We start from the raw sequence: 25,630 nt of genomic DNA, 5'->3' as shown, positions 1-25,630 counted from the left end.
TGAAAACCTTCAAAATTCTTGCTGAGCGATATCGCAATCGAGGCAAAAGACTAGCATTAAGATTCAATCTAATTGCTGGAATTTATAACTTGGAGCTGAGTGAAAAATGACTTATGAAAGAAATCTAATCTTTATATGGAATTTCTATATCCTCAAAAGAAAACATGGAATTTTGCAAATCTAAGCTAGAATCATATGGTAATTCTACTTCTATACCACTTTTATTAGTAACTATCTGGTTATTATTGTCAACTAAGACACGCTTTTTTCCTTTAAAAGATATCTTTGTTGTTACTGTTAAGAGGTTTTTAAGTGGATCAAACTTAATATCAAATGGTTGGCTTATCTCTGAATAATCATAAAATTTGACTTTATACCTCTTTGAATTTTCATAATAGTCAACATAACCATCTTCTAAAGTTTCATTTTTTTCTATACCTATTGATATTAAATTTCCGTTTTCATCCGTATCTACAATTTTCCCAGAAAGAGCTTCTGGTAGATAATCAACTATACTAATTGGTTTTAATAAAGATGAACAACTATTTCCATGTAATGCTGAATCATTCAACGCCGTGGATGACTCAGCATTAGATATATATTCGGTATTTGAATTTGATTTTTTTAACCTTATAGGACATTCGCTCACTGAATTTTCTTTGATTTTCAGTGCAGGTAAATTTACATTCAAAGTGGGAATCATGTTCCCTCCCACAAACTTATGCTGCCCCGCCTTCACCTCAAACTTACCGCTAGTAGTAGGCAATACACCCGCACTACTAATTTCAATCTGACTACCACCAGCAGTTAGCACGATTTTTTTGCTCGCTTTGATTTCAACTTTATCTTCCGTGGAAATAATTTGAATACCCTTTCGTGCAATCAAATCCGCCCCATCTCCTTGGGCTTGGATTTCAACCTTGCCTTTGCCTGCATACGCACGTAATCCTTCTTGTGCTGCAAATAGACTGATCTTGCTTTGTGCATGGGCAATTAAGGATTTTTGACTGCTGAGATTGATGCTATCGCCTGCACTTTGGCTGATCTGTCCATCTGCTGAAAGATGAATATCTTCCTGACTACTCACAGCAATTGAGTTTGGTGCAGATAAAATCATCAAGGCTTGTTTAAAGGCATCAGCTTTTTCTTTACTGCCTTTTTCGATTTGTCCAAGGAAGTTTTTTAAATTATCTAAGACTTCAAGTGGGTCAGTTTGCTGGTTTTTCGCCACTTCACTTAAGGCTTTACTGCTGTTTAAGTTGGCTTCGATTTGTTCTTTCGCCGCTTGTGCGTCGAGGTGCATTGCTGCTGCTTGTTGTTGTGGGTGTGTACTAACAAGTAGCCCCTGTCCTGCACGCACTGCACCCCATTGGTCGGTTCTCAGTTCAAAGCCTTCGCCTCTTCCCTCACTTTCTGCGGTTTCTTTGGGATGACTGAGGTTCCCGAGGTTGAGCTGAGTGGCACCATGGGTGCTTTGTAATTGTGTCGATATTTGTCCAGTCGTGTCATCAAAGCGCAGTTGTCCAAAACCTTCACCTTGGACTTCCTTACTTTTTATTCCAGCCAGTTTTTTGGTGTCTGGCAGTTTTCCTTTACCATCAAATTGGGTCGGACTGCGCTGTGCTTCATGTATGCGCCCCACCACAAATGGTCGGTCGATATTGCCGTCAAAGAAATCGATGACCACGATTTCATTAATGCGTGGCAAGAAGCGTGCGCCATAACCTTCACCTGCCCATGGTGTAAGCACATCTACCCATGCAGAATCTGTGTCATTGTCATTACTGCCTGCACCGCCATCATGGCTGTGGTCATCTCCACGGGTAAATAAAAATCGGACTTTGATACGCCCCCATTCATCGACATGTATTTCTTCACCACTTGGCCCGACAACTTTAGCACGTTGCGGATGGGTGCTTGGACGGTGTTCGAGTGGGTTATATTCAGGAACCGTCGCAATATTGCGGCGTTGTAATGTGAGCTGATTGGCCTGACGCTCGGCCTGTTCATGGATGGGTTTAATGTTCCACTGACTTTGTTCAATCAGTTGATTGACTTGTTCAGAGAGATCTTTAGGTAAGTTATTTTGGTTATAGAATTTTTTTTCTGTGATTAAAAATTGTTTGTCTGCACCACTGTGTTGATCGATTTCTGGGTGTTCATTCAATTCAAACCAATAACCCACTTGGGTATCACGCACGGTCGATTGTGCATTGAATTTTTTAGATTGCAGCTCGTGGTAGCGCGTTAGGTTTTGATTCAGTTTTTCAATTTGTTGATTGGATGCTTTAGTCGCTTGATCCTCTCCGTTTAAGTCTTGCATCCATGCAGGGCTGACATGCCATGCTTGTTCCAAACTTAAACTGGCATTGTCTTGGCTTTGGCTATGCTGATGTTTACTTTGAACTGAACCTGCGCCTTCTTCTTGGCTCAGTCCATCGGCTTGCCAGCGCTGCACATGGACCGCAGTCGGTTGAATGCTACGTTCACCGATCAAGCTGGTGATGCTGTCTTGTTTTTCTGTGGCACTAGAGCGATGAAAGCGGATACTACGACGGCTGAGTGCTTGATACTGGCTATTGTCATCAATCAGGCGGAGTTTTTGTTTTTCAATTGGCGCTGAGGAATGCGGCACTTTCAGCTGCGCTTCATCGATGAGCCAGTTGATACCCTCACTGCGCCAAAGTCGCGTTAAAAAGTCATAATCGCTTTCATTCGACTGCATGATGAAAGGTCGTACATCATAGTTTTGGCCTAAACCGCTTAGATCTAGCGTTAGACTGGCAGCAAAAAGCGGACTTTTGCTTTGCCATTCTTTAAACAGAGTTTCACTGACATCGCGAACAGATTTGTTCATAAACACACGGCTGTTCCTGCGTTTATGCCACAGCGATGTTGCATCTTCTAAAGTGAGTTTATACAGCGTGAGTGAACCGTCACTCTGCCCTTGGGTGGCTTCGGTAATAATACCCGTGGTACGGAAGAGTTCGCCCTGATCGGTCACTTGATCAACGGCGACTTGTGCGCCAATAAATTGTTTTAATGGAATAAGGGCATTAGTAGATAGGCAAATCAAAGTCGCTTGCAGGCCTTGGTTTAAGACATGCTCCCCATCAATACGTTGAATAAAAAGCTCATCATTCAACGCAGGGTTGGAAAATTGCACATGAATGGCACGTTTTTGGGCGGATAAGCCTAATTTTTCAAGTATAAGAGCAATCGAATTTAACATTTTAAAAGTCTGTTTTTTAAACTTTGTATAATTATGCTGCGAATGATATAGGCTAGCCATCAGACTTGACCAGCCTATTTTATTAATGAAAATGTAACATCTTAATAATTATTATTTTTTACAATCTCTTAAATTAACCTTTCTGAACCAAATAATGAAATTCTTTATTTCCATTTTCATCAAGACGTTCTTCTTGAAGCAAAAGCTCATGACCTAAATGCATACAAAATTTAGGAATATCCCAAGAGGTCGAATTATCTGTTGCAAAAACCTCAACAATATCGCCCGATTTTGATTTACGAATGGCTTGATGCAACATCATCACAGGCTCAGGGCAACGTAAGCCACGGGTGTTTAATTGAATTGATGGGGGCACAGAAGGCTCAGACATTAGAAAACTCAGCATTAAAATCTAGGGCTATTTTAGCATAATCCTGAAGACTGAATGTTAGCTTGAAAAATGCAGGTGAAAGTCTCTTAAAATGACTTGATCGCTCATCATCTAGATCAACATTAATAATAGACAACTGTATTTTCTACGGTATGATAAAATCATCATTTATTAGATATTAAGAGTCTTTAGGAAAGATCATGCAAGAGGAATCCGGCCCGTCGTGGGGCATGCGCGGCTTACGTAAATGGCTGGGCACTGCACCAGAAACCCGTGACGAACTGTTGAAATTGGTACAAGATTCACGTCGCTTCTTAGAACCCGATACAGTTGCCATGCTCGAAGGGGTACTCGACTTACCTGCAACTAAAATCCGCGAGGTCATGACCCCCCGTACTGCGATGATCAGCTTGCAAGAAGATGATGAGCTATTAGATATTTTGCATGTACTTGTTGAATCTGCACACTCACGTTTCCCAGTCTTTTCCTCAGACCAGCCAGACAATGTTGTCGGTATTTTGTTGGCCAAAGATTTGTTGCCATTTTTGACAGAACCGACCACCAAAGTCGATATTCGTGCATTAATGCGTCAACCCTTATTTGTACCCGAGAGCGCGCGTTCTGACCAAGTTTTACGTATGTTGAAAAATACCCAAACCCATATCGCTGTAGTGATTGATGAATATGGCACAACTTCAGGCTTAGTCACTTTAGAGGACATTCTTGAAGAAATTGTGGGTGAAATTGAAGATGAACACGACAAAGTCGATGAAGAAGCTCAATTTATCATTCCAGATGAAGACCCACTAAGTGCAAATACATGGTTGGTTCAAGCACTTACACCAATTGAACACTTTAACAATCTTTTAGATGCTGATTTTTCAGATGATGAAGTAGAAACTGTGGGCGGCTTACTGCTACAAGAAATGGGCTTGGTCAGTGATTTACAAGGTCAAGTGATTGAACTTGAAAACTGGGAATTTACCATTTTGGAGGCAGATGCACGTACCATTCATCTGATCCGAGCTGTCCGTAAATGAGAACCTACTTTGATAAGCTGCTAAACCACTCACAACAAAAAAAACAGCTACCTTTCATCTATCCTTTGCTGATTGCATTATTTTCAGGTGCCATCTTCAGCTTGTCGCTGGCACCTTATCATTATTGGTGGTTGGCGATTTTATCTCCAGCCCTGCTATATGCCTGCCTAAGTCAACGTGCACCTAAACAATCGTTTTTCATTGGTCTAGCTTATGGCTTTGGCTTATGGTTTGTCGGGGCTTTTTGGCTGTATACCTCGATCCATGTCTATGGTGATACCAATTCAGCACTCAGTGTTTTGATGATTGCCATTATGGCGATTGTGATGGGGCTGTTTACCGCAGTTCAGAGTTGGCTCTACCGCCGCTTCTTTCCAGAAACACCACTGACCTTTGCGCCACTGTGGGTGTTTTTCGAGTGGAGTAAAACTTGGGTCTTTACCGGTTTTCCATGGCTGTTTGCAGGTTATGCCTTTACTGAACGGTTCCTCGATGGCTATGCGCCATTATTCGGGATCTTTGGGGTGTCTTTTGCGGTCATTTTATTGGCCTGTGCCTTAGTTGAAATCCTGCGTAAACGCGCCTTTTGGATTGTTCCCTCTGCCCTTGTTTTGCTCGGTGCATGGGGTGCAGGGCAAGTGCAATTTGTTCAGCCTAAAAATGAAAAACCGCTGAGTGTTTCCTTAATTCAAGGCAATATTCCACAAGATTTAAAATGGTTAACAGAATACCAAGCTCAAACCTTAATGAAATATGCGTCATTAAGTCGGACCGAATGGGGGCGTGATGTCATTGTTTGGCCAGAATCCTCCATTCCAATGTTCCAAACCGATATTGAGCCATTTTTGGATGCGATGAAAGTCCAAGCCAATAAAACAGGTACGGCTTGGGTGACAGGTATCCCCTATTGGGACTTGGCAGAATCACAGCAAAACCAACACCCTATGTATTACAACACCATCATGGCAACTGGTGATGAATCTTCTGGTCTATACAAGAAGCAACGTCTAGTCCCCTTTGGTGAATACATTCCGCTTTCAGGGATGTTAAGTTGGGTACTACCTGCCCTACAAAATGACCCGTCGATGAGTGGCTTTTCACGTGGCGCAAACAACCAAAAGCCTTTAAATGTCAAAGGTCATGATTTAGGTGCGGCGATTTGCTATGAAGTGGCTTATCCCAACTTAACGCGCCGTAATGCTAGTCAAAGTGACTACCTAGTGACTATTTCCAATGACGCATGGTTTACTGGAACAGCGAGCCCGCATCAACACCTACAAATGGTTCAAATGCGTGCCAAAGAAAATGGCCGTTGGTTTATCCGTGCAACCAATACGGGGATTACCGCCTTTATTGATCATAATGGTCACATTGTGAAACAAGCACCGATGGATAAAGATGCGGTACTTCGTGGTGATTTACCTGCCATGCAAGGCGAGACACTTTACACACGCTTAAGTGATTGGCCTGTGTTGATTTTCTCATTCTTGTTATTGGTTCTCGGTTGGATTTATCGCCCGCGTAAAGTTGATATTTCTTTTAAATCACGCCGTTAATTCCGCTACAAAAGATCAAGAAAACCGAGCTTTGGCTCGGTTTTTTATTGATAAACTTTCAGGGTGCCAGTTCACCCTACTTTTTCAAAGTAACTTGGTGCCTAGGGGAATCTCTGCATCAGGCACACAAAGAGCAACATGCCCCTCTGCATTATGAAAACCTGTGACTAAACACTCTGACTGGATTGGACCAATTTGTTTTTTTGGAAAATTCACGACGGCAACGACCAATTTTCCCAATAGATTTTCCGGCTGATACAGCTGTGTAATTTGCGCACTGGATTTTTTAATGCCCAGTTCCTCTCCAAAATCCACATGAAGAATATACGCGGGTTTACGTGCTTGCTCAAAGACTTCAGCCTGCACAATTTTCCCCACACGTAATTCAACTTTCAAAAAATCTTGCCAATCGATCTGTTGCATTTTTCCCTCTTTCTTTTCTTTGTTGTACTTCATCTAACTATCTAAGATCTGATATGTAAAGATTATAAAAATTTCATTCAGGCTGACCATATGTGAAACAGACATTCAATGCGTCAAAACGGACAAAGCAAGGTTATGTTAGAGCGCGTACCATGTAGAAGTATGCACTGATGTACGCTACGAACTGTTCATTAACACGAGACATAAAAAAACTGGAGCAAGCTCCAGTTTGGAAGGTTTAATTTTGGGGTTATAACTGCGTAACTAAATAGGAAAGCATGGCAGCTAAAGATACCATTGGAATATATCGATAAAGACGAACAACCAGTTGTTCGATAGCAGATGCATGTTCTTGTTTTAAATTTGCCACAGTCGCTTTTAATGCAGACCAAAAACTTAAAGCTAGTAATGAACTCATTAAGCTCATGGCAAAGAAGCCCACCATAATTTGGCTACTGCCCTCAGTGCTTTGCCATAAATACACAATGCCTTGACTGATCGGCAGAATACTTAAAATCAAAAGAACAGATTTCAGCATAGACCAATGAAATTGGTTAATTTCATCCGTTAATAATAATGCTTTCATGCTATCCTCCATGGCTAAAAAAGTACCATAAAAGATATTATGCTCGGTTTTATTTAAATGAAAGCCTATATTTATTCATATTTTGCGATTATTGTAATCAATAAAATTGGGAATAATTCTTATTATAAATATCAGATATTTTATATTATGCAATTTAAAGTAAATTCAATAACTTAATATTAATTTTATAATTAAGATTTATTATCACTTCACTCAATATTGAAACACCCTATTAAGTGAAGTGATTAATTCCATTAAAACTGAATTTATAATTATTCTCAGTTAGTGTTTATAGTAAATATCAGCATCATTTTCTTCACCACCAGACTGACCGTCCGCACCAAATGAATAAAGATCATAAGGACGGCCTTCAGAACCGGGAATCACATATTGAATGTCATTGTCCCAACTGTCTTTTGGATAGCCACCTTTGATGTAGCCACCTGGCAACCAGTTTTTAGCAGACTCAGGTTTAGTGACCAAAGCATTTAATCCGCCGTCTTGCATTGAAGGGAATTTACCATTGTCCATTTTGTATTGATCTAATGAGCCAGCGACACTTTTTAAAGTAATGGCCGTAGTATCGACTTTAGCTTTTTCACCACGGCCCATCACGTTCGGTACAATCAGCGCTGCCAAAACACCTAAAATGACAATGACCACCATCACTTCAATTAAAGTAAAACCTTGTTGCTTCATATTTTTTGTCTTCACTTGCATGTTACAAATCTCTGTTCACATCATTGTTCGAATGTCTTAAATCATATTATTCATATTCACGATTGGCAGCATCACAGCAATCACGATCACCAGTACAATGCTCGCCATAAATACCAACATCAGCGGTTCAAGCAACGCCAATAAAGTTGAAATTAAGGTCGTCACTTCACGGTCTTGCATCGTCGACGCACGTTCTAGCATCCGATCCAATTCGCCTGAACTTTCACCACTTTTGATCATTTGTACCATCATCGGTGGGAAATAACCACTTCGCTCAAGCTGTGTTGCTAAATTACCACCTTCTGTTACTTTCTCTGCCGCAAGGTTGACCGAATCTCGAATCACCCAATTATTACTGACCGCTGCGCCAATTTTTAAAGCATCGACCAATGGCACGCCAGACTTGGTTAAAATCGACAAGGTACTGGCAAAACGAGCGGCATTAATGCCTTTAGACAGTTTGGAAAATAACGGTAATTTCAAGGTCAATCGATCAAAGGCATAATGTCCCGCCGCTGTTCTGAGGAATCGAACCAAGAGAAAAATCGAGACTACGCTACCGACCAATAAAAATGGCCAAGCCATTCGGATAAAATCACTGGCTTTCATTAAAGCGACTGTTATCCACGGCAAGGCATCTTTGCTTTGGTCAAAGGTTTTGACAATATCTGGGACCACATAGGTCATAAGTCCCATCACAATACCGAAAGACATTAACATCAGGATGATGGGATAAATCATCGCACCCTGCACTTTTTTTTGCATGGCAAAGCGGTTTTCGGTGTAATCGGCAAGTTGGTCGAGAATGAGATCGAGATGACCTGAACGCTCACCTGCTGCAATCGTGGCAATATACAGTTCAGGAAAGCGTCCCGCTTGTTGTAGTGCGTTGGCTAAAGAATGCCCTTCCAAAACTTTAGAACGCACCGACATCAACAGGTTTTGCACATGGGCTTTTTCGTTTTGTTTTCCCACAGCACGAATCGCTTCTTCTAATGGAATCGCAGCTGCAACCAAAACTGAAAGTTGGCGAGTCAATAAAGCCAAGTCATAGGCATTCAGCCCTTTTTTAAACAAGCGCTGCTGCGTGTGTTTGTCTTTTTGCTCTATCGGATCGACAGCAACTGGAATAAGTGACTGATCTCTGAGCTGTTGACGAATTTGACGCGCAGAATCACCCTCAAGTACACCCTTCTGCTGCTTCCCTGAAGCGTCTATGGCAGTAAACTGATATGCAGGCATTGTAATGCTCTAATTTTCCAAAATTTCTATCAGCGCAGTTGCGTCTGACCATCAAAATCATTCATATTCTTAGATATAAAATATGAGCTCACTCTAACACAACTCCTTTACGATCACGACGAAATTTAATCAGGAACTTATCCACGTTTTATGGCAAATTCAGCGAGCATTGCAACACCTATTTACCGCGTTCGAGTCGCCGTTCCGGTATATTTATACGACTGCTTCGATTACAGCTTAAACCAAGAGCAATACCAACAAGCTGAAGTAGGTGCACGCGTTGCTGTATCTTTTGGTCGGCAAAATTTGACCGGTATCATCGTGGAAAAAATTGCTCCCGATGCACCACTCGATTCAAGCTTTAAACTCAAGGCCATTACCGAACTTCTTGATGATCGTGCCATTTTAGATGAGAAAGTTTTAAATTTATTGACATGGTCTGCACAGTATTACCAATTTCCGATTGGTGAAGTGATGCAAAGTGCCCTTCCGACGCTGTTACGCCAAGGAAAGCCCTATAATTTACTGGCACGGACATGGAATCTGATCGACCATAATGCTGAAGCCAAAATTAAACGTTCAGAGCGTCAGCAAGAAGCGTATAAAATACTAAAATTACATCCTACAGGCACAGGTGAAAATCTTTTAAATTTGTCAGGTGTGGAAACAGCAACACTCAAAGCCTTAGAGAAAAAAGGCATCTGCGAATGTGTGTTAGCAGAACAAGACTTTAGCCCGATGCCGATGAGCATGGCGCAAATGCCTCTTACGGCAAACCCTGACCAAAAAAAAGCGATCGATAGCGTATTAAAAGCACGTAAAAAATATCAGGCCTTCCTGCTCGATGGCTTAACTGGCAGTGGTAAAACTGAAGTCTATTTACAAATCATGCAAGAGGTTCTCAAGCATGGCAAACAGGTCTTGGTTTTAGTTCCTGAGATTGGGCTCACCCCACAGACCATCAGCCGTTTCCAATCACGTTTTCATTGCAATATTGCTCTACTACATTCGGGTTTGAACGATTCAAAACGTATGCAAGCTTGGCAAGCTGCGCAAACGGGCAAGGCTTCAATTATCTTAGGCACACGTTCTGCGATTTATACCCCACTGCCTAATCTAGGTTTAATTGTGATTGATGAAGAGCATGATCTGTCCTTTAAACAACAAGAAGGCTTTCGCTACCATGCACGCGATGTTGCTCTGTTCCGTGGGCATTTAGAGCAATGTCCTGTCATTCTTGGCTCTGCCACGCCTAGTATTGAATGCTATGCCCTTGCCAAACAAGGCAAGATGACAATTTTGGAACTAAACCAACGCGCAGGCACCGCGGTCATGCCGAAAATGCACATCCTTGATTTGAAAGTGGCACAGAAGCAGCATGGAATCAGCCAACTTTTGATTGGTGAAATCCGTAAACGGCTTGAAAAAAAAGAGCAAGTATTGGTGTTTTTAAACCGCCGGGGTTATGCACCTGTACTGATTTGTGAAAGTTGTGCATGGCAGGCCAAATGTCCGCACTGTGATGCCAATTTCACGGTTCATCGCACACCTTATCAACATTTACATTGTCATCACTGCGGCACCATTCACCGTATGCCAGATCACTGTCCACAGTGTAATCATCAGGAGCTCAAATCTATTGGGATGGGCACAGCCAAAGTTGAAGAAAGTTTAAATGAGTTGTTTCCTGAACATGACATCATTCGAGTGGATCGTGACTCAACCAGCCGCGTTGGTAGTTGGCAAAAGATTTATGAAAAAATTCAAAAAAGTGAGCCTGCTATTTTGCTTGGTACGCAAATGCTGGCCAAAGGTCATCATTTCCCTTACGTCACCTTGGTGGCGATTTTAGATATCGATTCAGGTCTGCTGAGTGTGGACTTCCGTGCCATCGAACGTACCGCTCAACTCATTGTGCAAGTCACAGGGCGTGCCGGCCGTGGCGAACGTAAAGGCGATGTATTCCTACAAACATTAAGACCCGACCATCCACTTTTGAATATTTTGGTCAATGAGAACTATCGAAAATTTGCCAAAGAAACCATGAAAGAACGGGAAATGGCACAAATGCCACCGTTTCGCTATGCCGCATTGGTACGCTGTGAGTCAAAAAACCAAGAACTCAATACTGAATTTTTACAGCAACATGCCCAATTGCTGCGTCAGGATTCTGCTGGAATTATTGACATTTGGGGGCCGATTCCTGCCCCAATGGAGCGCAAAGCAGGGCGTTACCAATCCCACATGGTTTTGCTGTCAACAGATCGTGCACGCTTACATTATTATCTGCGTTATTGGTGGCAAAACATCTTGCATAACAAGCCATCAAATATGAAATTGAGCCTCGATATAGACCCACAGGAACTCAGTTAAACGCGTACAATTCAGTCTGAAAATATCAGTCATACTGAATTGCAACTTTCGACCAAAAACACAACTCTAGGACGAGTAAATGTCACTACTGTTACAGATCACAATTTTCCTTGGCGCATCCTTATTGCTTGTCCCTTTGCTCAAGCGCTTTGGTATTGCAACAGTATTGGGATATCTGTTCACTGGTATTTTGCTCGGCCCCGATGTCTTTAACATTGCCAGTGATCCCCAAGCGATCCAAGATCTCGCTGAGTTTGGCGTGATTTTGCTGATGTTCCTGATCGGCCTCGAACTCCGCCCACAGCGTCTATGGAGTATGCGTAGTTCTATTTTCGGCATGGGTAGTTTACAAGTTGGTCTGACCGGTCTTGTTTTAGCGCTAGGCAGTTTTTTTGCCTTACAACAAGGCATTGCAGCCAGTATCGTTATCGGTTTCGCTCTCGCTCTTTCTTCTACTGCCTTTGTCTTGCAGATGCTGAGTGAAAAACAGCAATTAAACACCACCTATGGGCAACAATCCTTTTCGATTTTGCTGTTTCAAGATATGGCTGCAATTCCGCTGATTGCAGTCATCCCCCTGCTCGCAGGGACAGAATCATCACATCACGGAATCGCCTATTTCGCTGCCATCATTGCGACTTTTTCAGGCTTATTTTTATTTAGTCGATACTTAATGCGGCCTTTTTTCCGCTTCGTCGCGAAAAGTGCTGCGCATGAACTGATCACCGCTGTCGGTTTATTTATAGTGCTGGGTGTCGTGGTGTTGATGGATGTACTTGGCATCAGTACCACACTCGGAGCATTTTTGACTGGCGTACTATTGGCAGACTCGGAATTCCGCCATGAACTCGAAGCCAGTATTGCTCCGTTTAAAGGGCTTTTACTTGGTCTGTTCTTTATGACCGTAGGCATGACCACGGAACTGTCATTATTTGTTGAAATGCCATGGTTCATTATCGGTGGTGCGTTGGCACTGATGCTCATCAAAATGGCGTCAGTTACCGCGATTGCGCGTTATCTCAAAAATTCATGGCGCAACAGTATTTTACTGGCGACCTGTTTGGCTCAAGGCGGTGAATTTGCCTTTGTGGTCTTTAGTGTGGCGAAAAGTGAAAATGTCGCACAGCAAGCCATTTTGGAGCCATTAACCCTCATCGTCACCTTGTCGATGGTGTTGACCCCTATGTTGTATTGGTTAATACAATCACAAATTTTGCCACGTTTTAATCCAAAAACCATTCCCGAATATGACGACATTCCGGATGAACATAATCCTGTGATTATTGCGGGCTTTGGACGTTTCGGACAAATCATTGCTCGTGTGGCGCATTTACAGCATTTGTCTTTTACCGCCATTGATAGCAACTTAGACAAAGTCGATTTCGTACGTAATTATGGTGGTCATCTGTATTATGGCGATGCCACACAACCAGATATTTTACGCGCTGCGGGCATTGAACATGCCAAAGTGTTCGTCCTTGCCATAGATGATATTGAAGACTCAATGAATGTGGCGCGTCATATTCGTCTGAATTACCCTCAGTTAAAATTATTGGTCCGTGCGCGTGACCGTCATCAGGTGCATCTGCTGCGTGATTTGGGGATTGAGCATATTTGGCGTGAAACCTATTTATCGTCTTTAGGTATGGCCTATCACATGCTGTGTGACTTAGGTATCAGCGATGAAGATGCCTATAAAAGTATCGAATTGTTCCGTGATTATGATGAGAAACTGCTGACTCAACAGCAGCAAATCTATACCGATGAACAAAAGATTTATGAAACGCATCGTAACGCTTTAGCTGAACTGGAACATTTGTTTGAAAGCGATGCGCAAGCCCGTGAAAAACCTACAGGTGTTGATTTACAACGCAGCTTACAACGTCATCGTATTGATATCACAAGAGATGATAATGAATGACTTGTGTTTTACAATATCGTCACCATTAAAGCAGGGTTATGGAGAATTTTATGTCAGATTTACGCCAACGCTTTTTTATTGAAGATAGCCCTGTTCGTGGAGAAGTGGTTCATCTTGAAGAAGCCCTACAAACGATTCTTGCACAGCGTGACTATGCACCTGCTGTACAAATTCTCTTGGGTGAAATGCTCAGCGCGACTGCCTTGTTGGCCAGTACCTTAAAAATTAAAGGTCGTATTAGCTTACAAATTCAGGCTGCAGGCACATTTAAATGGGCAATGGCGGAATGTAATCATCTCGGTGAAGTTCGCGCACTTGCAGATTATGAAGAAGACCCCCACTTTCAAGCCGCAGAAGACAGCAGCACGGTACTCAAAGCCTTGGTAAACCCAGTACTTTTCATTAATATCGAGCCTGAATTTGGTGAGCGTTATCAAGGGATTGTACCTTTAGACAAACCGACATTAGCGGGTTGCTTGATGCAATATTATGATCTCTCTGCACAGATCCCAACACGTATCGTCTTAGCAAGCAGCAACAGCCGTTCAGGTGGTTTACTGATTCAATTATTACCACGTAACAACGAAGAAGAACAACGCCGTGTCGATGAAGACCTATGGCCACGTTTAACCATGCTGACTGAGACATTAAAAGCAGAAGAGTTAACGTCTTTATCTGCAAATGAAATTTTATATCGTTTATATAACGAAGAAGAAGTTCGTCTACCTGAAACTGAGGCCTTAAAATTTGGCTGCACGTGTTCAAAAGAACGCTGTGCAACAGCACTTGAACAAATTGGTGTTGCTGCAGTTCGTGAAACCTTAGAGTTTCAAAACCCAATTGAAATGGACTGCCAATTCTGTAATACAAAATATACCTTTACTGCAGAAGAAGCTTTATCCCTTTTTGGTCAACACCTCAGCTAAATCATCGTGATGATTGAAAGCCTAAATCTAAGCATCCTTCGGGGTGCTTTTTTATTATTCCGATTAAATTTAGAACAGCTACTTTCTTCCGCTTAGTCGAATGGTTTCGAACTTTAGAACCTCAACATGATCAACTGTATTTGCGATCAATTTTTTTTCGAGTAGAATCGCGCCAGAAATAAAGTCAAAAAAACCAACAAAGCTTTATTTTTAATAGAAAAATAATGTAAAAACTGGATAAAATATGAAACTCAAAACACTCGCTATTGCTTTAGCCATGTTCTGCTTTGGCCCAATAACAGCACATGCAGCAGACCTCGTCGGGACATGGAAAACCATAGATGACAAAACAGGCTATGCCCGTGCTGAAGTCAAAATCACCAAATTAAAAGACGGCAGCTATAGTGGTAAAATCACCAAAGTGCATGCTATCCCTAACCGCCCTGTCACCACGGTTTGTGAAAAATGCGAAGGTAAACTCAAAAATGCCCCCTTAATTGGTTTACCGATATTCTCTGGCTTTAAACATAATGCAAAAGAGAATGCCTATACTGATGGCAAGGTGATCGACCCACTTTCAGGCAATACCTATCAAGGTAAAGGGCAGCTGAATGCACGCGGTAATGTCCTGACACTTCGAGGTTATGTCGGGACCACGCTCCTCGGCCGGACGGTATCTTGGATCCGCGTCAACTAACGCGGCCATTCGGCTTTCATTGGCATGATGAACTCAACTCCAGACGAGTTCATCATGCCGATAACAATCTACTTTGAGATGAATTCCGACTATTTTACTAGTGCGTAGACGTTCAGCATAAACCTCATTTAGCGCCAACACGTTCATGTTTTGGCTCAAAATATAAATACCAATCCTTAAAAAATCACTAGAATATTCATATTATTTCAGGCTACATTAAACCCATAATATTTTTATGCCTTTAAGTTTTAGGCATCCGCTTTTTGTGTAATGTGGGTAATTGTATGGCTGTTAAATTCCTCCCTTCTATCCTGTTCGGCATGTTCTCCATCTGCAGTTTATCCTCTGCTTTTGCAGCGATTGACCCCTTAGTGGGGACATGGAAAACCATTGATGATAGAACAGGTTATTCACTTGCCGATGTGGTGATTCGTAAAGATAAGCATGACCTGTATTCGGCCACCATTATCCAAAGCCGAAGCGTACCGGGAACGGCAAATGTTTCGACATGCACGCAATGTACCGGTGCTCAGAAAAATAAACCCATGGTCGGTTTAACCACTTTAAGCGGCCTAAGCGCTGATCCAGAAAAGCCCAATGAATTTGTGGGTGGAGTAATGCTCGATCCCAAATCAGGCAAGCACTACAATGCACGCGCTCGTTTGATGAATAATGGCAAGCATTTAATCATCAATGGTCGTACTGAAGGCTCTGCAATTGGACGCAATGTCACTTGGGTCAAAAACTAAGCACGAGGCCTTTAAATCATTAAAGGCCTTTTTTTAACTTAAAATTTAGAGTAAAAACTCCATATTAAAGCAGCGTTTTAAGAAATTCTGCCAAATACATCACAAACTATTACATTGTTTTTGTAGCACTTTATATATAAATTAGGCAACTTACTCTAAAAACACAATTCTGAATTTTCAGGGGATGAAATGAAAAAAATATATCAACAATTATTTGCCGGAATACTACTTAGCACTTTGTCAGGATTGTCAATCGCTGCGGAAACCGATCCTCTAGTGGGGAAGTGGAAAACCGTCGATGACCGTACAGGATATTCGCGTGCAGACGTTGAAATTCGCAAAAAAGCCGATGGAAGCTATGAAGGCATCATTGTCACCACACGCAATGTTCCTGGCACTGAAAAAATGGGCGTCTGCTCGAACTGCCCAGGTGAATTGAAAAATAAACCTTTTATCGGCTTGCCATTTATTTGGGACTTTAAACAAGATCCAAAAAATCCACGTGAATTCCAAAACGGTAAAGTTCTGGACCCGATTGGTGGAAAAATCTATAAAGGCAAAGCAAGACTTAGTGCTTCAGGAAAACATTTAACTATACGTGGGTATGTTGGTGTATCTGTGATTGGTCGTAGTGTCACTTGGATAAAATATTAATTTTAAATGTGTTTTTAAAAGCCTCCTCGTGAGGCTTTTTTATTGTCATGTTTTGAAACAATAAGATGCTATTTGCCCCTATGACAGTTTGATGAACCCTTCTATATTGATTAAAACATGATCAATATTTATACAGAGAGTATGCCAGACAATCACTATCAAACTTTAGGGATCGCCCGAGATGCTTCGGCAGATCAAATTAAAAAAGCCTATCGAAAATTGGCGCGTAAATATCACCCTGACGTCAGCAAAGAAGCTGATGCTGAAGCGCGCATGCAAGCGATTAATGTTGCATACGACACCTTGAGTGATGCCGAAAAGAAAAAACAATACGATTTTGAACTCGATCATCCTCAAGGATTTGCTGGGTTTAATGCTGGCAACCAAGGTGGTTTTGACCAATCTCAGTTTTATCGCCAATCGACGAGTGATGGTCAGCATGCGGACTTTAGTGGATTTGAAGACTTGTTTGGTCGTTTTGGGCAAGGCTTTGGTGGCGGTGACTATCAGTATCAACGTGCAAACCGCCAAACCAAGAGCTTCCGTGGTGAAGACCAACACGCCAGCTTAGAAGTGGATTTAGATATTGCCTTTCATGGTGCAACGCAGAATATCACCTTACAGATTCCAAGCCTCAATGCCCATGGTGAGCCTGAAGTCCAACGTAAAACCCTGCAAGTCAAAATTCCCGCAGGTATGAAATCAGGTCAACAAATTCGACTCTCCGGCCAAGGGCAAGCTGGCTATAACGGTGGAGCCGCTGGCGATTTATACATTGAAATTTTGTATAAACAAACTGAGCAAATCCGTGTAGAAGGCGTTGATATTTTCCAACAACTGAATATCAGTCCATGGGAAGCCGCATTGGGTCAAAAAATTGCATTTACCAGTCCTGATGGCAAAACATTAGAACTACAAATTCCTAAAAATGCACGTACTGGTCAGCAGCTACGATTAAAGGACAAAGGGATACCAAATAAAACACCCGGACACCTTTACCTGATTTTAAATATACAGATACCAGCTGCACAAACCGAACAAGAGCAACAAGCATATGCGGCTTTTGCTCAAGCTTTTCCGTCATTTAATCCACGACAGTCTTAAGGAGAGCACCATGACAACAATTCATTATCGTGAAATTGTCTGTGACGGATGTAAACAGACTGAAATCGTAGACGAAAAAAGTAGTTTTGATCTACAACACTTTGCCTCTGCCTGTGGGCAAAGTCCAGAATGGGTTCTGCAACTACTCGAATACGATATTCTGCCTAGCCGTTCAGAAGACAGGATTCATCAATTTTTTGGCGATGATATATCTCGCGCACGGCGTGCGTATCGGCTTCAACGAGATTTCGATGCCAGTTTTACTGCGGTCGCTATGATGCTTGATTTAATTGACGAAGTTCAACAACTACGTCGCCAAGTCAAACACCAACAGTTTCATTCACATTAAATGTATTCATGAACGCTCTGCCTCGCAGGGCGTTTTTCTTTTCTTGTAGAGTTTGTCTTGTAGAGGAAGTGATCGACAACCATGAAAACACGAGATTGCAATAAAAAAGTCAAAAACATGTTTCCTGAGTACCGTGATTTGGTCTCTCAGTTACGTGATGAAAATCCATATTTTGCACGGATCTTTGAAGAACATGATGAGTTAGATCGTGAAATTATTCAATTGGAATTAAATCCTGTCAATCACCATAACACGGATATTGAGACCATTAAGCGTAAGAAATTAAAGCTAAAAGATGAAATTTATCGCTTGCTGAAAAGTAACGAAAATGATGATATCTCTTGAGATATCGATTCATGTATAGGGGATTTTTCATGATGCATGTCGTTCGCAGTACAACCCACAAGGCTACGCAATTGAATTACCAAGACCATAAGGATCGGTCAAATCGCGTTGTACTGCAGATTTTAAAAAAACAATAAAATCATGACAAAGGATTCATCATGCAAATACATCATGTGCTATTTGGAGCATTACTCAGTTTCAGCGCTCTGTTGCATGCCAATGATATGACCAGTGTTTGGAAAACAATTGATGACCAAACAGGATATTCACGCGGCGATGTCACCGTCGTTAAAAATGCCGACGGGACGTATAGTGGAACACTCACTGCAATATGCCGATTGCCGTACAAACCCTTGGTTGAAGTATGCTTAAAATGCAAAGCCAAGCTGAGTGCGAATGGCAAACGTTTAACCATGCGCGGCTATATTGGCGTGTCTGCACTCGGACGTAGTACCACATGGATTCGTAATGATTAGCAACTAAACCCACCCATCAGAGAAGCTGACACGAATTATTTGAGTTTCGTCAGCTTCTCAATTTCTTTCATGGTTTTAACCGTACCTTTGACTGTGCCCTTCACCGTCTGTTTGATTGGTTCATAATCCATAAACCAAAACAGATTCATGTGTTGATCGCCGTGCTGCTGTGCCAACATATCAATCACACTTTTTTCACCGCGCCCGACCAAATGCCGTCGATAAAAATAATACAGTAGTAAAATCGTGGTCATCAGCATGATGCCGAGCATGATCCAAAAACCGGTTGGTGACTTAAGTCCAGGAATAAACTCAAAGTTCATACCGTATATACCGGTTAATAAGGTTAATGGTGCGAAAATCGCCGTAATAATCGCCAGAATCCGCATATTTTCATTGGTTTGGTTGGCGACAGCTGAAAAATGCAGATCAATCGCGGCCTGCACAGCACTGCGTAATCGTGTGGTATGTTTTTGAATGCGTTCGATATGGCTGGTTAAATCATCTACCCGAACCAGCATGATATCCTGCTTTTCACTGCGCTTTTTGCCTTTCAAATGTGGGTAATTATCCACAACTTCATCACGCAGTTCTTGCAAAGCTTCAATTTGCTCTTCACACAAATTTTCCACTTGCTGAAAGGCCATATTTTCCTGCAACAACTGATGCCACTTGGTAAAACGCCGATGCCCTTGCAGCAATTCTCGCTGCCAAAACTCGACACGGCGGGTCAAAGGAACACGTAAATCCAAGTAACCATCTACCATATTATTCAGTAAGCGCAATGCCAAATCTAAGGGTGTAATGGCTAATTTTCGTGGTTTATTTTGTTCATCAATCGGACGAGAAATTAAAGTTTCAATCCGTTGGATATAACTTTCAATGGCTTTGTTGCCTTTTTCGCGCACCGTGATCAGCACTTGGGGCGTGATCAAAAAACTGATCGGGGTGGTCGCCAAACCAAAGACCCGCTCATGCTTTTCAAGAGCTTCTGCACCTGCAACAATTTGGTCATCGGGTGTGACCATTTTTCTAAAAATTAATAAATCATAATCATCGAGTGTGTCAAAGGCACACGGATGCTCTAAATTTAAAATATCCCGCAGATGGTATTCATTGACCCGTAGATCTGATGCCTGAAAAATATCACTCTGCCACTGCTCTGGGCGGTTGACCACATCTTCACGGGTACAATCAATCCAAATAAACTCAGGTTCAAGTTCAGGATGATGCTCACATTGCGCTTGGTCTTGCACATAGATATGCGCGGCTGTTGGATGCTGAAAAAAATAATAGGTTTGCATATCTCATTTATTATTGTGTTTACTTTTTGCATGATGCCATAAAAAAAGCCTTGAGCAAGTCAAAGTTCATACTCTGACTACACTCAAGGCTTTTGTGAATCCATTCACAGAGCCGAAACTCTGTGAATCAGCAAACTATTAAGCTTGTTCGATGTCTTTCATAGTTAATTTGATACGACCACGGTTGTCGACATCAGCAACTTGTACTTTGATCTCTTGACCTTCAGACAATACGTCTGAAACGTTCGCAATGCGTTCGTTTGAAATTTGAGAGATGTGAAGTAAGCCATCAGTACCTGGAAGGATGTTTACAAACGCACCAAATTCAACGATACGAATCACTTTACCAGTGTAGATTGTACCTGGTTCGATTTCAGCAGTAAGCGCTTGGATTTTCGCAACAGCAGCAGATGCAGCCGCTTTAGTTTCACCAAATACGCGAACTGTACCGTTGTCTTCGATATCAATTGCCGCTTTGGTTTCTTCAGTGATTTGACGGATTGTTGCACCGCCTTTACCAATCACGTCACGGATCTTATCAGGGTTGATGTTGATCACTTGGAATGTAGGTGCATGCATTGAAATTTCAGGACGAGCACGTGAAATCACTTGGTTCATTGCATTTAAGATGTGCATACGACCTGCATACGCTTGGTTTAATGCAACTTCCATGATTTCTTCAGTGATACCTTCGATTTTGATATCCATTTGAAGTGCAGTAATACCGTTTGCAGAACCGGCTACTTTAAAGTCCATATCACCAAGGTGGTCTTCATCACCCAAGATGTCAGAAAGCACTGCGAAACGTTCGCCTTCTTTCACAAGACCCATCGCAATACCAGCAACTGGCGCTTTAATTGGCACACCAGCATCCATAAGTGATAAAGAAGCACCACATACAGACGCCATTGAAGATGAACCGTTTGATTCAGTAATATCAGATACGATACGAATCACGTACGGGAAGCGGTCAGCTGCAGGAAGAACAGCTTGTACACCACGACGCGCTAGACGACCATGACCGATTTCACGACGTTTAGGACCAGATTCACGACCAGTTTCACCTACAGAGTATGCAGGGAAGTTGTAGTGCAACATGAAGTTGTCAGTTTTCGTACCTGCTAATGTATCCACCATTAACGCATCACGTGTATTACCCAAAGTTGTTGTTACCAACGCCTGAGTTTCACCACGTGTAAATAATGCAGAACCGTGAGCACGGTCTAATACACCAACTTGTACGTCAAGCGCACGAACTGTTTTCGTATCACGGCCATCAATACGTGGCTTACCTGACAAGATGTTGTCACGTACTGTACGGTATTTAAGGTCTTCGAATAATTCAGCTAAGTCGTCAGCGATACCATCAACGTCATCTTCTGGAACGAATTGAGCAACAGCTTCAGCTTGAAGCGCATCAAGTGCTGCATAACGATCGTGTTTAACCGCGATTGTGTATGCTTCAGAGATTTTCGCTTCAAACGCTTCTTTTAATTTTGCACGAAGGTCTTCGTTTTTCGCAGGTGCAGTCCAAGTAGACTCTGTTGCACCAGCAGCTGCAGCAAATTCTTTAATCGCTTGGATCGCGATTTGCATTTCGTCATGACCGAACAATACAGCGCCAAGCATTTGGTCTTCAGAAAGTTCTTTCGCTTCTGATTCAACCATCAATACCGCAGATTCTGTACCTGCAACCACAAGGTCAAGGTCAGATTCTTTTAGCTGTTCGTGGTTCGGGTTTAGGATGTATTCACCGTTGATTAAACCAACGCGTGCACCACCGATTGGACCACGGAAAGGTGTACCCGCAATTGCAAGAGCAGCTGAAGTACCTAACATTGCAGCAATGTCAGCTTCCATTGTCTTATCAGAAGAAATAACAGTCGCAGTCACTTGAATTTCGTTGTAGTAACCTTCTGGGAACAATGGACGAATTGGACGGTCAATTAAGCGTGAAATAAGCGTTTCAGCTTCAGACGCACGGCCTTCACGTTTACCATAACCACCTGGAATACGACCTGCAGCATATTGTTTTTCTTGGTAGTTAACAGTCAATGGGAAGAAGTCTTGACCTGCTTTCGCTGTTGGCTGAGCAACAACAGCAACAAGAACTTGTACACCACCCATAGTGATGATCACAGTATTCGCTTGACGCGCAATACGACCTGTTTCTAGGACAACTTGATGCTGACCATATTGGAATTCTTTACGAATAATATTAAACATCGACATGTTTTATTTTTTCCTGATTTTATTCTAGTGGAGACCCCTAAGGTTTGGCATTCATTCAACGCCCCAAACGCTGTAACATAAATGACAAAGCTTAGAAGCCGACCTCACTAGAGATTAAAAACATTAATTTAAAATACTAATTTAAGACACAAAGAAGGAGCGAATCATCGCCCCTTCCCCATTATCCAACCAAGGTTGGATAGACTTTAGTTTTCAGTAATACGGCACTTAGCATGCAATAGTCCGAAAATAAAAGTTTAAATCGAATTAACGACGTAAACCTAAAGCAGCAATCAATGCGCTGTAACGAGTAGCGTCTTTACCTTTAAGGTAGTCAAGAAGCTTACGACGTTGGTTAACCATACGAATAAGACCGCGACGGCTATGGTGGTCGTGTTTGTGCTCTTTGAAGTGACCTTGTAAATCATTGATTTGAGCAGTTAAAAGAGCTACTTGAACTTCTGGTGAACCAGTGTCGTTTTCAGCGCGAGCGAATTTTGCAATGATCTCTGCGCGATCTGCGTTTGTTAAAGCCATTCGATTTCTCCGAGATGCTTATAAAGTTAACTTTTGATACGAATCAACCGATAAATCAGCTGACTGCCGTGCATCACTACAGCAAGTGCATTATATTAAGGGAAAATCATCTTAATTGCAAAAAGAGATAGCCGACTTCGTCAGGTTATGTTAATGACAATAACGCCTTATTCTCCCTCTCGATTCCATTATAAATTTTTTATATGCTTCGACACTCTATACGACACAAAACTGCATATTTCCAACACATTGAATTCCATATTATTGAATGAATTTTAAACTTATTTTTGATACATTTTGCCACTCGATGTTTAGGATACAAAACTTAAACTGGAACGATTAAAAAAAAGCCCGAGCTGGGCTCGGGCTTTTTTGCGCTGTAGTTTCTTCTTTTTTAGTTATTGTTTTATTATTTATTGTTTTATGTGGCGCTTTTCCGCGTCCTTATGTTAAACATTCCATGTTTTAACTTGCACTTCCTTATGTGGTAGATTTTGCCACAACGGCTGTTAGATAAAAGTCGTATTTTTCGTATCTATATGTAAGCTTTTTCGTACATCGGTTAAGCTCTATTTCTTTTCTGTTACAGCATATAGGCATTTCTTATTTTCTATACATAAAAAAGCCTTGTAGTCTCTCCCAAAACTACAAGGCTTAGCGGCTGTAAGTTTCCTATTTCCTTACTTCACTGTAAGTTCGCTGTCTTTTGACGTTATTCTTATACTTTTGCGATTTTACTCAACCATCCGTGTTGAGTTCTTTTTCTGTGAAGTCATCTTCTCAAAAAGCTCTAAGAAGCTCTATGCGCAAATCTCCTGAATCAATGTAAGCTATTTCTTACAAAATACGGTACATTTTGCCCAGGCTTTACAAAGATAGGTGATTGTTAATTTTTTCTAACAAACCACTAACTCGTGCTGTTCTTTTTATAAGCGCTTTTGCCAATGCATCTTTTGCAACAAGTAAACTCACCACTTTTTTCGCACGAGTGATGGCGGTATAAATCAGCTCTTTACTCATCATTTCGGTTGCATGATTTTCCAAAACTACCGCCGTATGGGTAAATTCAGAACCTTGAGACTTATGTATGGTCAATGCGTAGGCAGTTTCTATACTTTTAGGTAACCGTGTTGCCACAACCCATTTATCCAAACTGGGAAAATAAACCTCAAACTGCGACTTTTCCGTCATCGGTCGTTTTAAGCAAATCCCAATATCACCATTTGATAGTCCAAGTTGATAATCGTTATAGGTCATCATAACTGGACGACCGACATACCAATCCCCTTGTTTCAACACACCCAAGGCATTTAAGACCCGTAGTTCAATCTGCTGATTGAGTTCATGTAAGCCTAATTTTCCATGTCGAATGGCCGATAGAATTCGATAATCATCAAAATAACGAATCAATTGGGCTAACCAATCTGCATATTCAGCGGGTTGCTCTGGCCATTGTTTTAACCATGCCACATAGGGCTGAAAACCATACATCAGTTGATCATAATATTTTGCCCAATGTGCCGCACTGTTCGTGGCTTCGGGGAGATATTGCAACTGAATCACATCGCTCATATTCGGTGTCAGTTGAATCGGCTGAAGTTCGGATGCAGATACCACCTGATGTTCGAATTTCGCCAGAACTTCTGTGGTTGTTTGCTGTTGTTCTTGTTGTTGAATAAAACGGGCAAACTCACCAATGGCTGCACCCTGTACAAAACGGCGGCTGGTCTGTAAATGGGTACGGTTGGCTTGTAAGGCATCGACATCCTGAAGAGTGGCCAAAACAGCGCCAACATCGACCGAAGCCAACTGTTCTGCATCCCCCAATAGAATCAGCTTACTGTTCTGAGGGATTGCCGCGAATAGCATCTGCGCCAAACTTAAGTCCAACATAGAGGCTTCATCGACCACAATAACGTCATAGGGTAAGCGTTGACGCTCATTAAACCGCGGGATAGCGCGCGTCCCTAAACCCAATAGACGATGCAAAGTTATAGGTTTCAGTTGTTTATGAATAATCGAATAATGCTGCAATACAGGATCTTTAAACGCTGCTTGTAAGGCTTCTTCCATTCGCTGCGCCGCTTTTCCTGTCGGCGCTGCCATGGCAATTCTTAAATTTGGATTTTGCTCATTCAACACGGCAATAATCCGTGCCAAGGTATAGGTTTTACCTGTCCCAGGCCCACCGGTAATGATATTAAAATTGTGCTGGCACACCATGTGCAGCGCTTGGATCTGATGAGGATCGGTCAGTAAATCCTTTTCAATATTAAGCGTCTGCGTTTGATTAAGATCTTGCTCTGTTTGCTGTTTTAAACGTGCAACTTGCTTGCCCAAAGCATTTTCTAATGCCCAATAGCGATAGAGATACAGTCGCTGTGAATCAAAAATAAAAGGCGCAACAGGCGTTTTTTCAGCGTGCTCATGCTGAACCATCTGAGCCAAACATTGAATCTGTGCATCTTCGGCCAAGATACAACTATCGCCTTTTTCCACGGCTTGCATCAATTGTTGAATTAACTGATTTGCAGCAGGATGACTGGCCTGATTCGGTAAATAGTGTTGGATTAAATAGTCAATCCAATCCGGCAAAACCGCATCTAAATCAGCTTTTTCTTGGGTATTTTGGGGAACTAAAACCTGCGTTTCTACAGTATTTTCTTGTCCCGCGTGCAAAGGCTGTGCTGATAAGGCTTTTTGATCATTTTCCACACAGTTATCCTCAAACTTATCCACAATACAACTTATTGTTTCAGCGTGAATATTTTTA

Annotated in this window: 22 protein-coding genes and 1 pseudogene; 13 read left to right on the top strand and 10 right to left on the bottom strand. The window is 41.9% G+C overall.

Annotated elements, in window-relative coordinates; translation table 11 throughout:
- A pseudogene (locus FTT99_RS06640) lies at positions 1–110 on the top strand (IS5/IS1182 family transposase); the annotation flags it as partial.
- A 14-nt stretch (positions 111–124) separates the two neighbouring features.
- Here the strand turns inward: FTT99_RS06640 and FTT99_RS06635 are convergent.
- Both FTT99_RS06635 and tusA read right to left on the bottom strand, forming a co-directional pair.
- Positions 125–3,232: a type VI secretion system Vgr family protein gene (locus FTT99_RS06635; protein ID WP_257230541.1), complete on the bottom strand. Its 3,108-nt coding sequence runs from the start codon at positions 3,230–3,232 to the stop codon at positions 125–127.
- A gap of 133 nt (positions 3,233–3,365) precedes the next feature.
- Positions 3,366–3,623 (bottom strand): sulfurtransferase TusA, encoded by a 258-nt coding sequence (gene tusA / locus FTT99_RS06630; protein WP_078189780.1) that lies wholly within the window; start codon positions 3,621–3,623, stop codon positions 3,366–3,368.
- 200 nt (positions 3,624–3,823) lie between these two features.
- Here tusA and FTT99_RS06625 point away from each other — a divergent pair, with 200 nt between their 5' ends.
- On the top strand, positions 3,824–4,663 hold the full coding sequence (locus FTT99_RS06625) for an HlyC/CorC family transporter (protein ID WP_078189781.1): 840 nt from the start codon (positions 3,824–3,826) through the stop codon (positions 4,661–4,663).
- The gene (gene lnt, locus FTT99_RS06620; protein WP_180132172.1) at positions 4,660–6,219 is read left to right on the top strand and encodes an apolipoprotein N-acyltransferase; all 1,560 of its coding nucleotides are present in this window, start codon (positions 4,660–4,662) and stop codon (positions 6,217–6,219) included. The genes FTT99_RS06625 and lnt overlap by 4 nt, the downstream gene beginning before the upstream one ends.
- An 84-nt stretch (positions 6,220–6,303) precedes the next feature.
- On the opposite strand, the gene FTT99_RS06615 is transcribed toward lnt, so the two are convergent.
- From FTT99_RS06615 to gspF, 4 genes are all read right to left on the bottom strand, one after another.
- The gene (locus FTT99_RS06615; RefSeq protein ID WP_180065770.1) at positions 6,304–6,642 is read right to left on the bottom strand and encodes a tRNA-binding protein; all 339 of its coding nucleotides are present in this window, start codon (positions 6,640–6,642) and stop codon (positions 6,304–6,306) included.
- A 250-nt stretch (positions 6,643–6,892) separates the two neighbouring features.
- The gene (locus tag FTT99_RS06610; protein WP_078192809.1) at positions 6,893–7,228 is read right to left on the bottom strand and encodes a hypothetical protein; all 336 of its coding nucleotides are present in this window, start codon (positions 7,226–7,228) and stop codon (positions 6,893–6,895) included.
- Positions 7,229–7,510: 282 nt separating this feature from the next.
- Complete coding sequence (gene gspG, locus FTT99_RS06605; protein ID WP_373683025.1) at positions 7,511–7,927, bottom strand: type II secretion system major pseudopilin GspG; 417 nt, start codon at positions 7,925–7,927, stop codon at positions 7,511–7,513.
- A 57-nt stretch (positions 7,928–7,984) separates the two neighbouring features.
- The gene (gene gspF / locus FTT99_RS06600; protein ID WP_180131243.1) at positions 7,985–9,190 is read right to left on the bottom strand and encodes a type II secretion system inner membrane protein GspF; all 1,206 of its coding nucleotides are present in this window, start codon (positions 9,188–9,190) and stop codon (positions 7,985–7,987) included.
- Between the two features lie 150 nt (positions 9,191–9,340).
- Here gspF and FTT99_RS06595 point away from each other — a divergent pair, with 150 nt between their 5' ends.
- The 10 genes from FTT99_RS06595 to FTT99_RS06550 all read left to right on the top strand — a co-directional run bounded on the left by FTT99_RS06595 (position 9,341) and on the right by FTT99_RS06550 (position 18,784).
- Positions 9,341–11,563 (top strand): primosomal protein N', encoded by a 2,223-nt coding sequence (locus FTT99_RS06595; protein ID WP_180131240.1) that lies wholly within the window; start codon positions 9,341–9,343, stop codon positions 11,561–11,563.
- A 79-nt stretch (positions 11,564–11,642) separates the two neighbouring features.
- Positions 11,643–13,484: a monovalent cation:proton antiporter-2 (CPA2) family protein gene (locus FTT99_RS06590; RefSeq protein ID WP_180131237.1), complete on the top strand. Its 1,842-nt coding sequence runs from the start codon at positions 11,643–11,645 to the stop codon at positions 13,482–13,484.
- A gap of 50 nt (positions 13,485–13,534) precedes the next feature.
- On the top strand, positions 13,535–14,410 hold the full coding sequence (gene hslO / locus FTT99_RS06585) for an Hsp33 family molecular chaperone HslO (protein WP_111885623.1): 876 nt from the start codon (positions 13,535–13,537) through the stop codon (positions 14,408–14,410).
- A 244-nt stretch (positions 14,411–14,654) separates the two neighbouring features.
- Positions 14,655–15,107: a DUF2147 domain-containing protein gene (locus FTT99_RS06580; RefSeq protein ID WP_257229286.1), complete on the top strand. Its 453-nt coding sequence runs from the start codon at positions 14,655–14,657 to the stop codon at positions 15,105–15,107.
- A 284-nt stretch (positions 15,108–15,391) separates the two neighbouring features.
- Complete coding sequence (locus FTT99_RS06575; protein WP_168377964.1) at positions 15,392–15,856, top strand: DUF2147 domain-containing protein; 465 nt, start codon at positions 15,392–15,394, stop codon at positions 15,854–15,856.
- Positions 15,857–16,045: 189 nt separating this feature from the next.
- Positions 16,046–16,510 carry a DUF2147 domain-containing protein gene (locus FTT99_RS06570; protein WP_078192815.1) on the top strand — a complete coding sequence of 155 codons (465 nt, stop codon included), beginning with the start codon at positions 16,046–16,048 and terminating at the stop codon, positions 16,508–16,510.
- Between the two features lie 141 nt (positions 16,511–16,651).
- Positions 16,652–17,614 carry a DnaJ C-terminal domain-containing protein gene (locus FTT99_RS06565; protein WP_180131251.1) on the top strand — a complete coding sequence of 321 codons (963 nt, stop codon included), beginning with the start codon at positions 16,652–16,654 and terminating at the stop codon, positions 17,612–17,614.
- 10 nt (positions 17,615–17,624) lie between these two features.
- The gene (locus tag FTT99_RS06560; protein WP_111885626.1) at positions 17,625–17,963 is read left to right on the top strand and encodes a chaperone modulator CbpM; all 339 of its coding nucleotides are present in this window, start codon (positions 17,625–17,627) and stop codon (positions 17,961–17,963) included.
- Positions 17,964–18,044: 81 nt separating this feature from the next.
- On the top strand, positions 18,045–18,308 hold the full coding sequence (locus FTT99_RS06555) for a YdcH family protein (RefSeq protein WP_078192816.1): 264 nt from the start codon (positions 18,045–18,047) through the stop codon (positions 18,306–18,308).
- A 158-nt stretch (positions 18,309–18,466) separates the two neighbouring features.
- Positions 18,467–18,784, top strand: a complete 318-nt coding sequence (locus tag FTT99_RS06550) for a DUF2147 domain-containing protein (RefSeq protein WP_180131234.1) — start codon at positions 18,467–18,469, stop codon at positions 18,782–18,784.
- 35 nt (positions 18,785–18,819) lie between these two features.
- Here FTT99_RS06550 and FTT99_RS06545 read toward each other — a convergent pair whose 3' ends face one another.
- From FTT99_RS06545 to recD, 4 genes are all read right to left on the bottom strand, one after another.
- The gene (locus FTT99_RS06545) at positions 18,820–20,088 is read right to left on the bottom strand and encodes a magnesium transporter CorA family protein (protein ID WP_180101506.1); all 1,269 of its coding nucleotides are present in this window, start codon (positions 20,086–20,088) and stop codon (positions 18,820–18,822) included.
- 138 nt (positions 20,089–20,226) lie between these two features.
- Complete coding sequence (gene pnp, locus FTT99_RS06540) at positions 20,227–22,314, bottom strand: polyribonucleotide nucleotidyltransferase (protein WP_180035036.1); 2,088 nt, start codon at positions 22,312–22,314, stop codon at positions 20,227–20,229.
- A gap of 273 nt (positions 22,315–22,587) precedes the next feature.
- Positions 22,588–22,857, bottom strand: coding sequence for a 30S ribosomal protein S15 (gene rpsO / locus FTT99_RS06535; protein WP_067761248.1), 270 nt, complete (start codon positions 22,855–22,857; stop codon positions 22,588–22,590).
- A gap of 867 nt (positions 22,858–23,724) precedes the next feature.
- Positions 23,725–25,452, bottom strand: a complete 1,728-nt coding sequence (gene recD, locus FTT99_RS06530; protein WP_257229288.1) for an exodeoxyribonuclease V subunit alpha — start codon at positions 25,450–25,452, stop codon at positions 23,725–23,727.
- Positions 25,453–25,630 lie beyond the last annotated feature (178 nt).

The sequence above is a fragment of the Acinetobacter sp. YH12040 genome, from assembly GCF_013420005.1.
Classification (GTDB): Bacteria; Pseudomonadota; Gammaproteobacteria; order Pseudomonadales; family Moraxellaceae; genus Acinetobacter; species Acinetobacter amyesii.
This window is presented reverse-complemented; position numbering and strand designations above follow the sequence as displayed.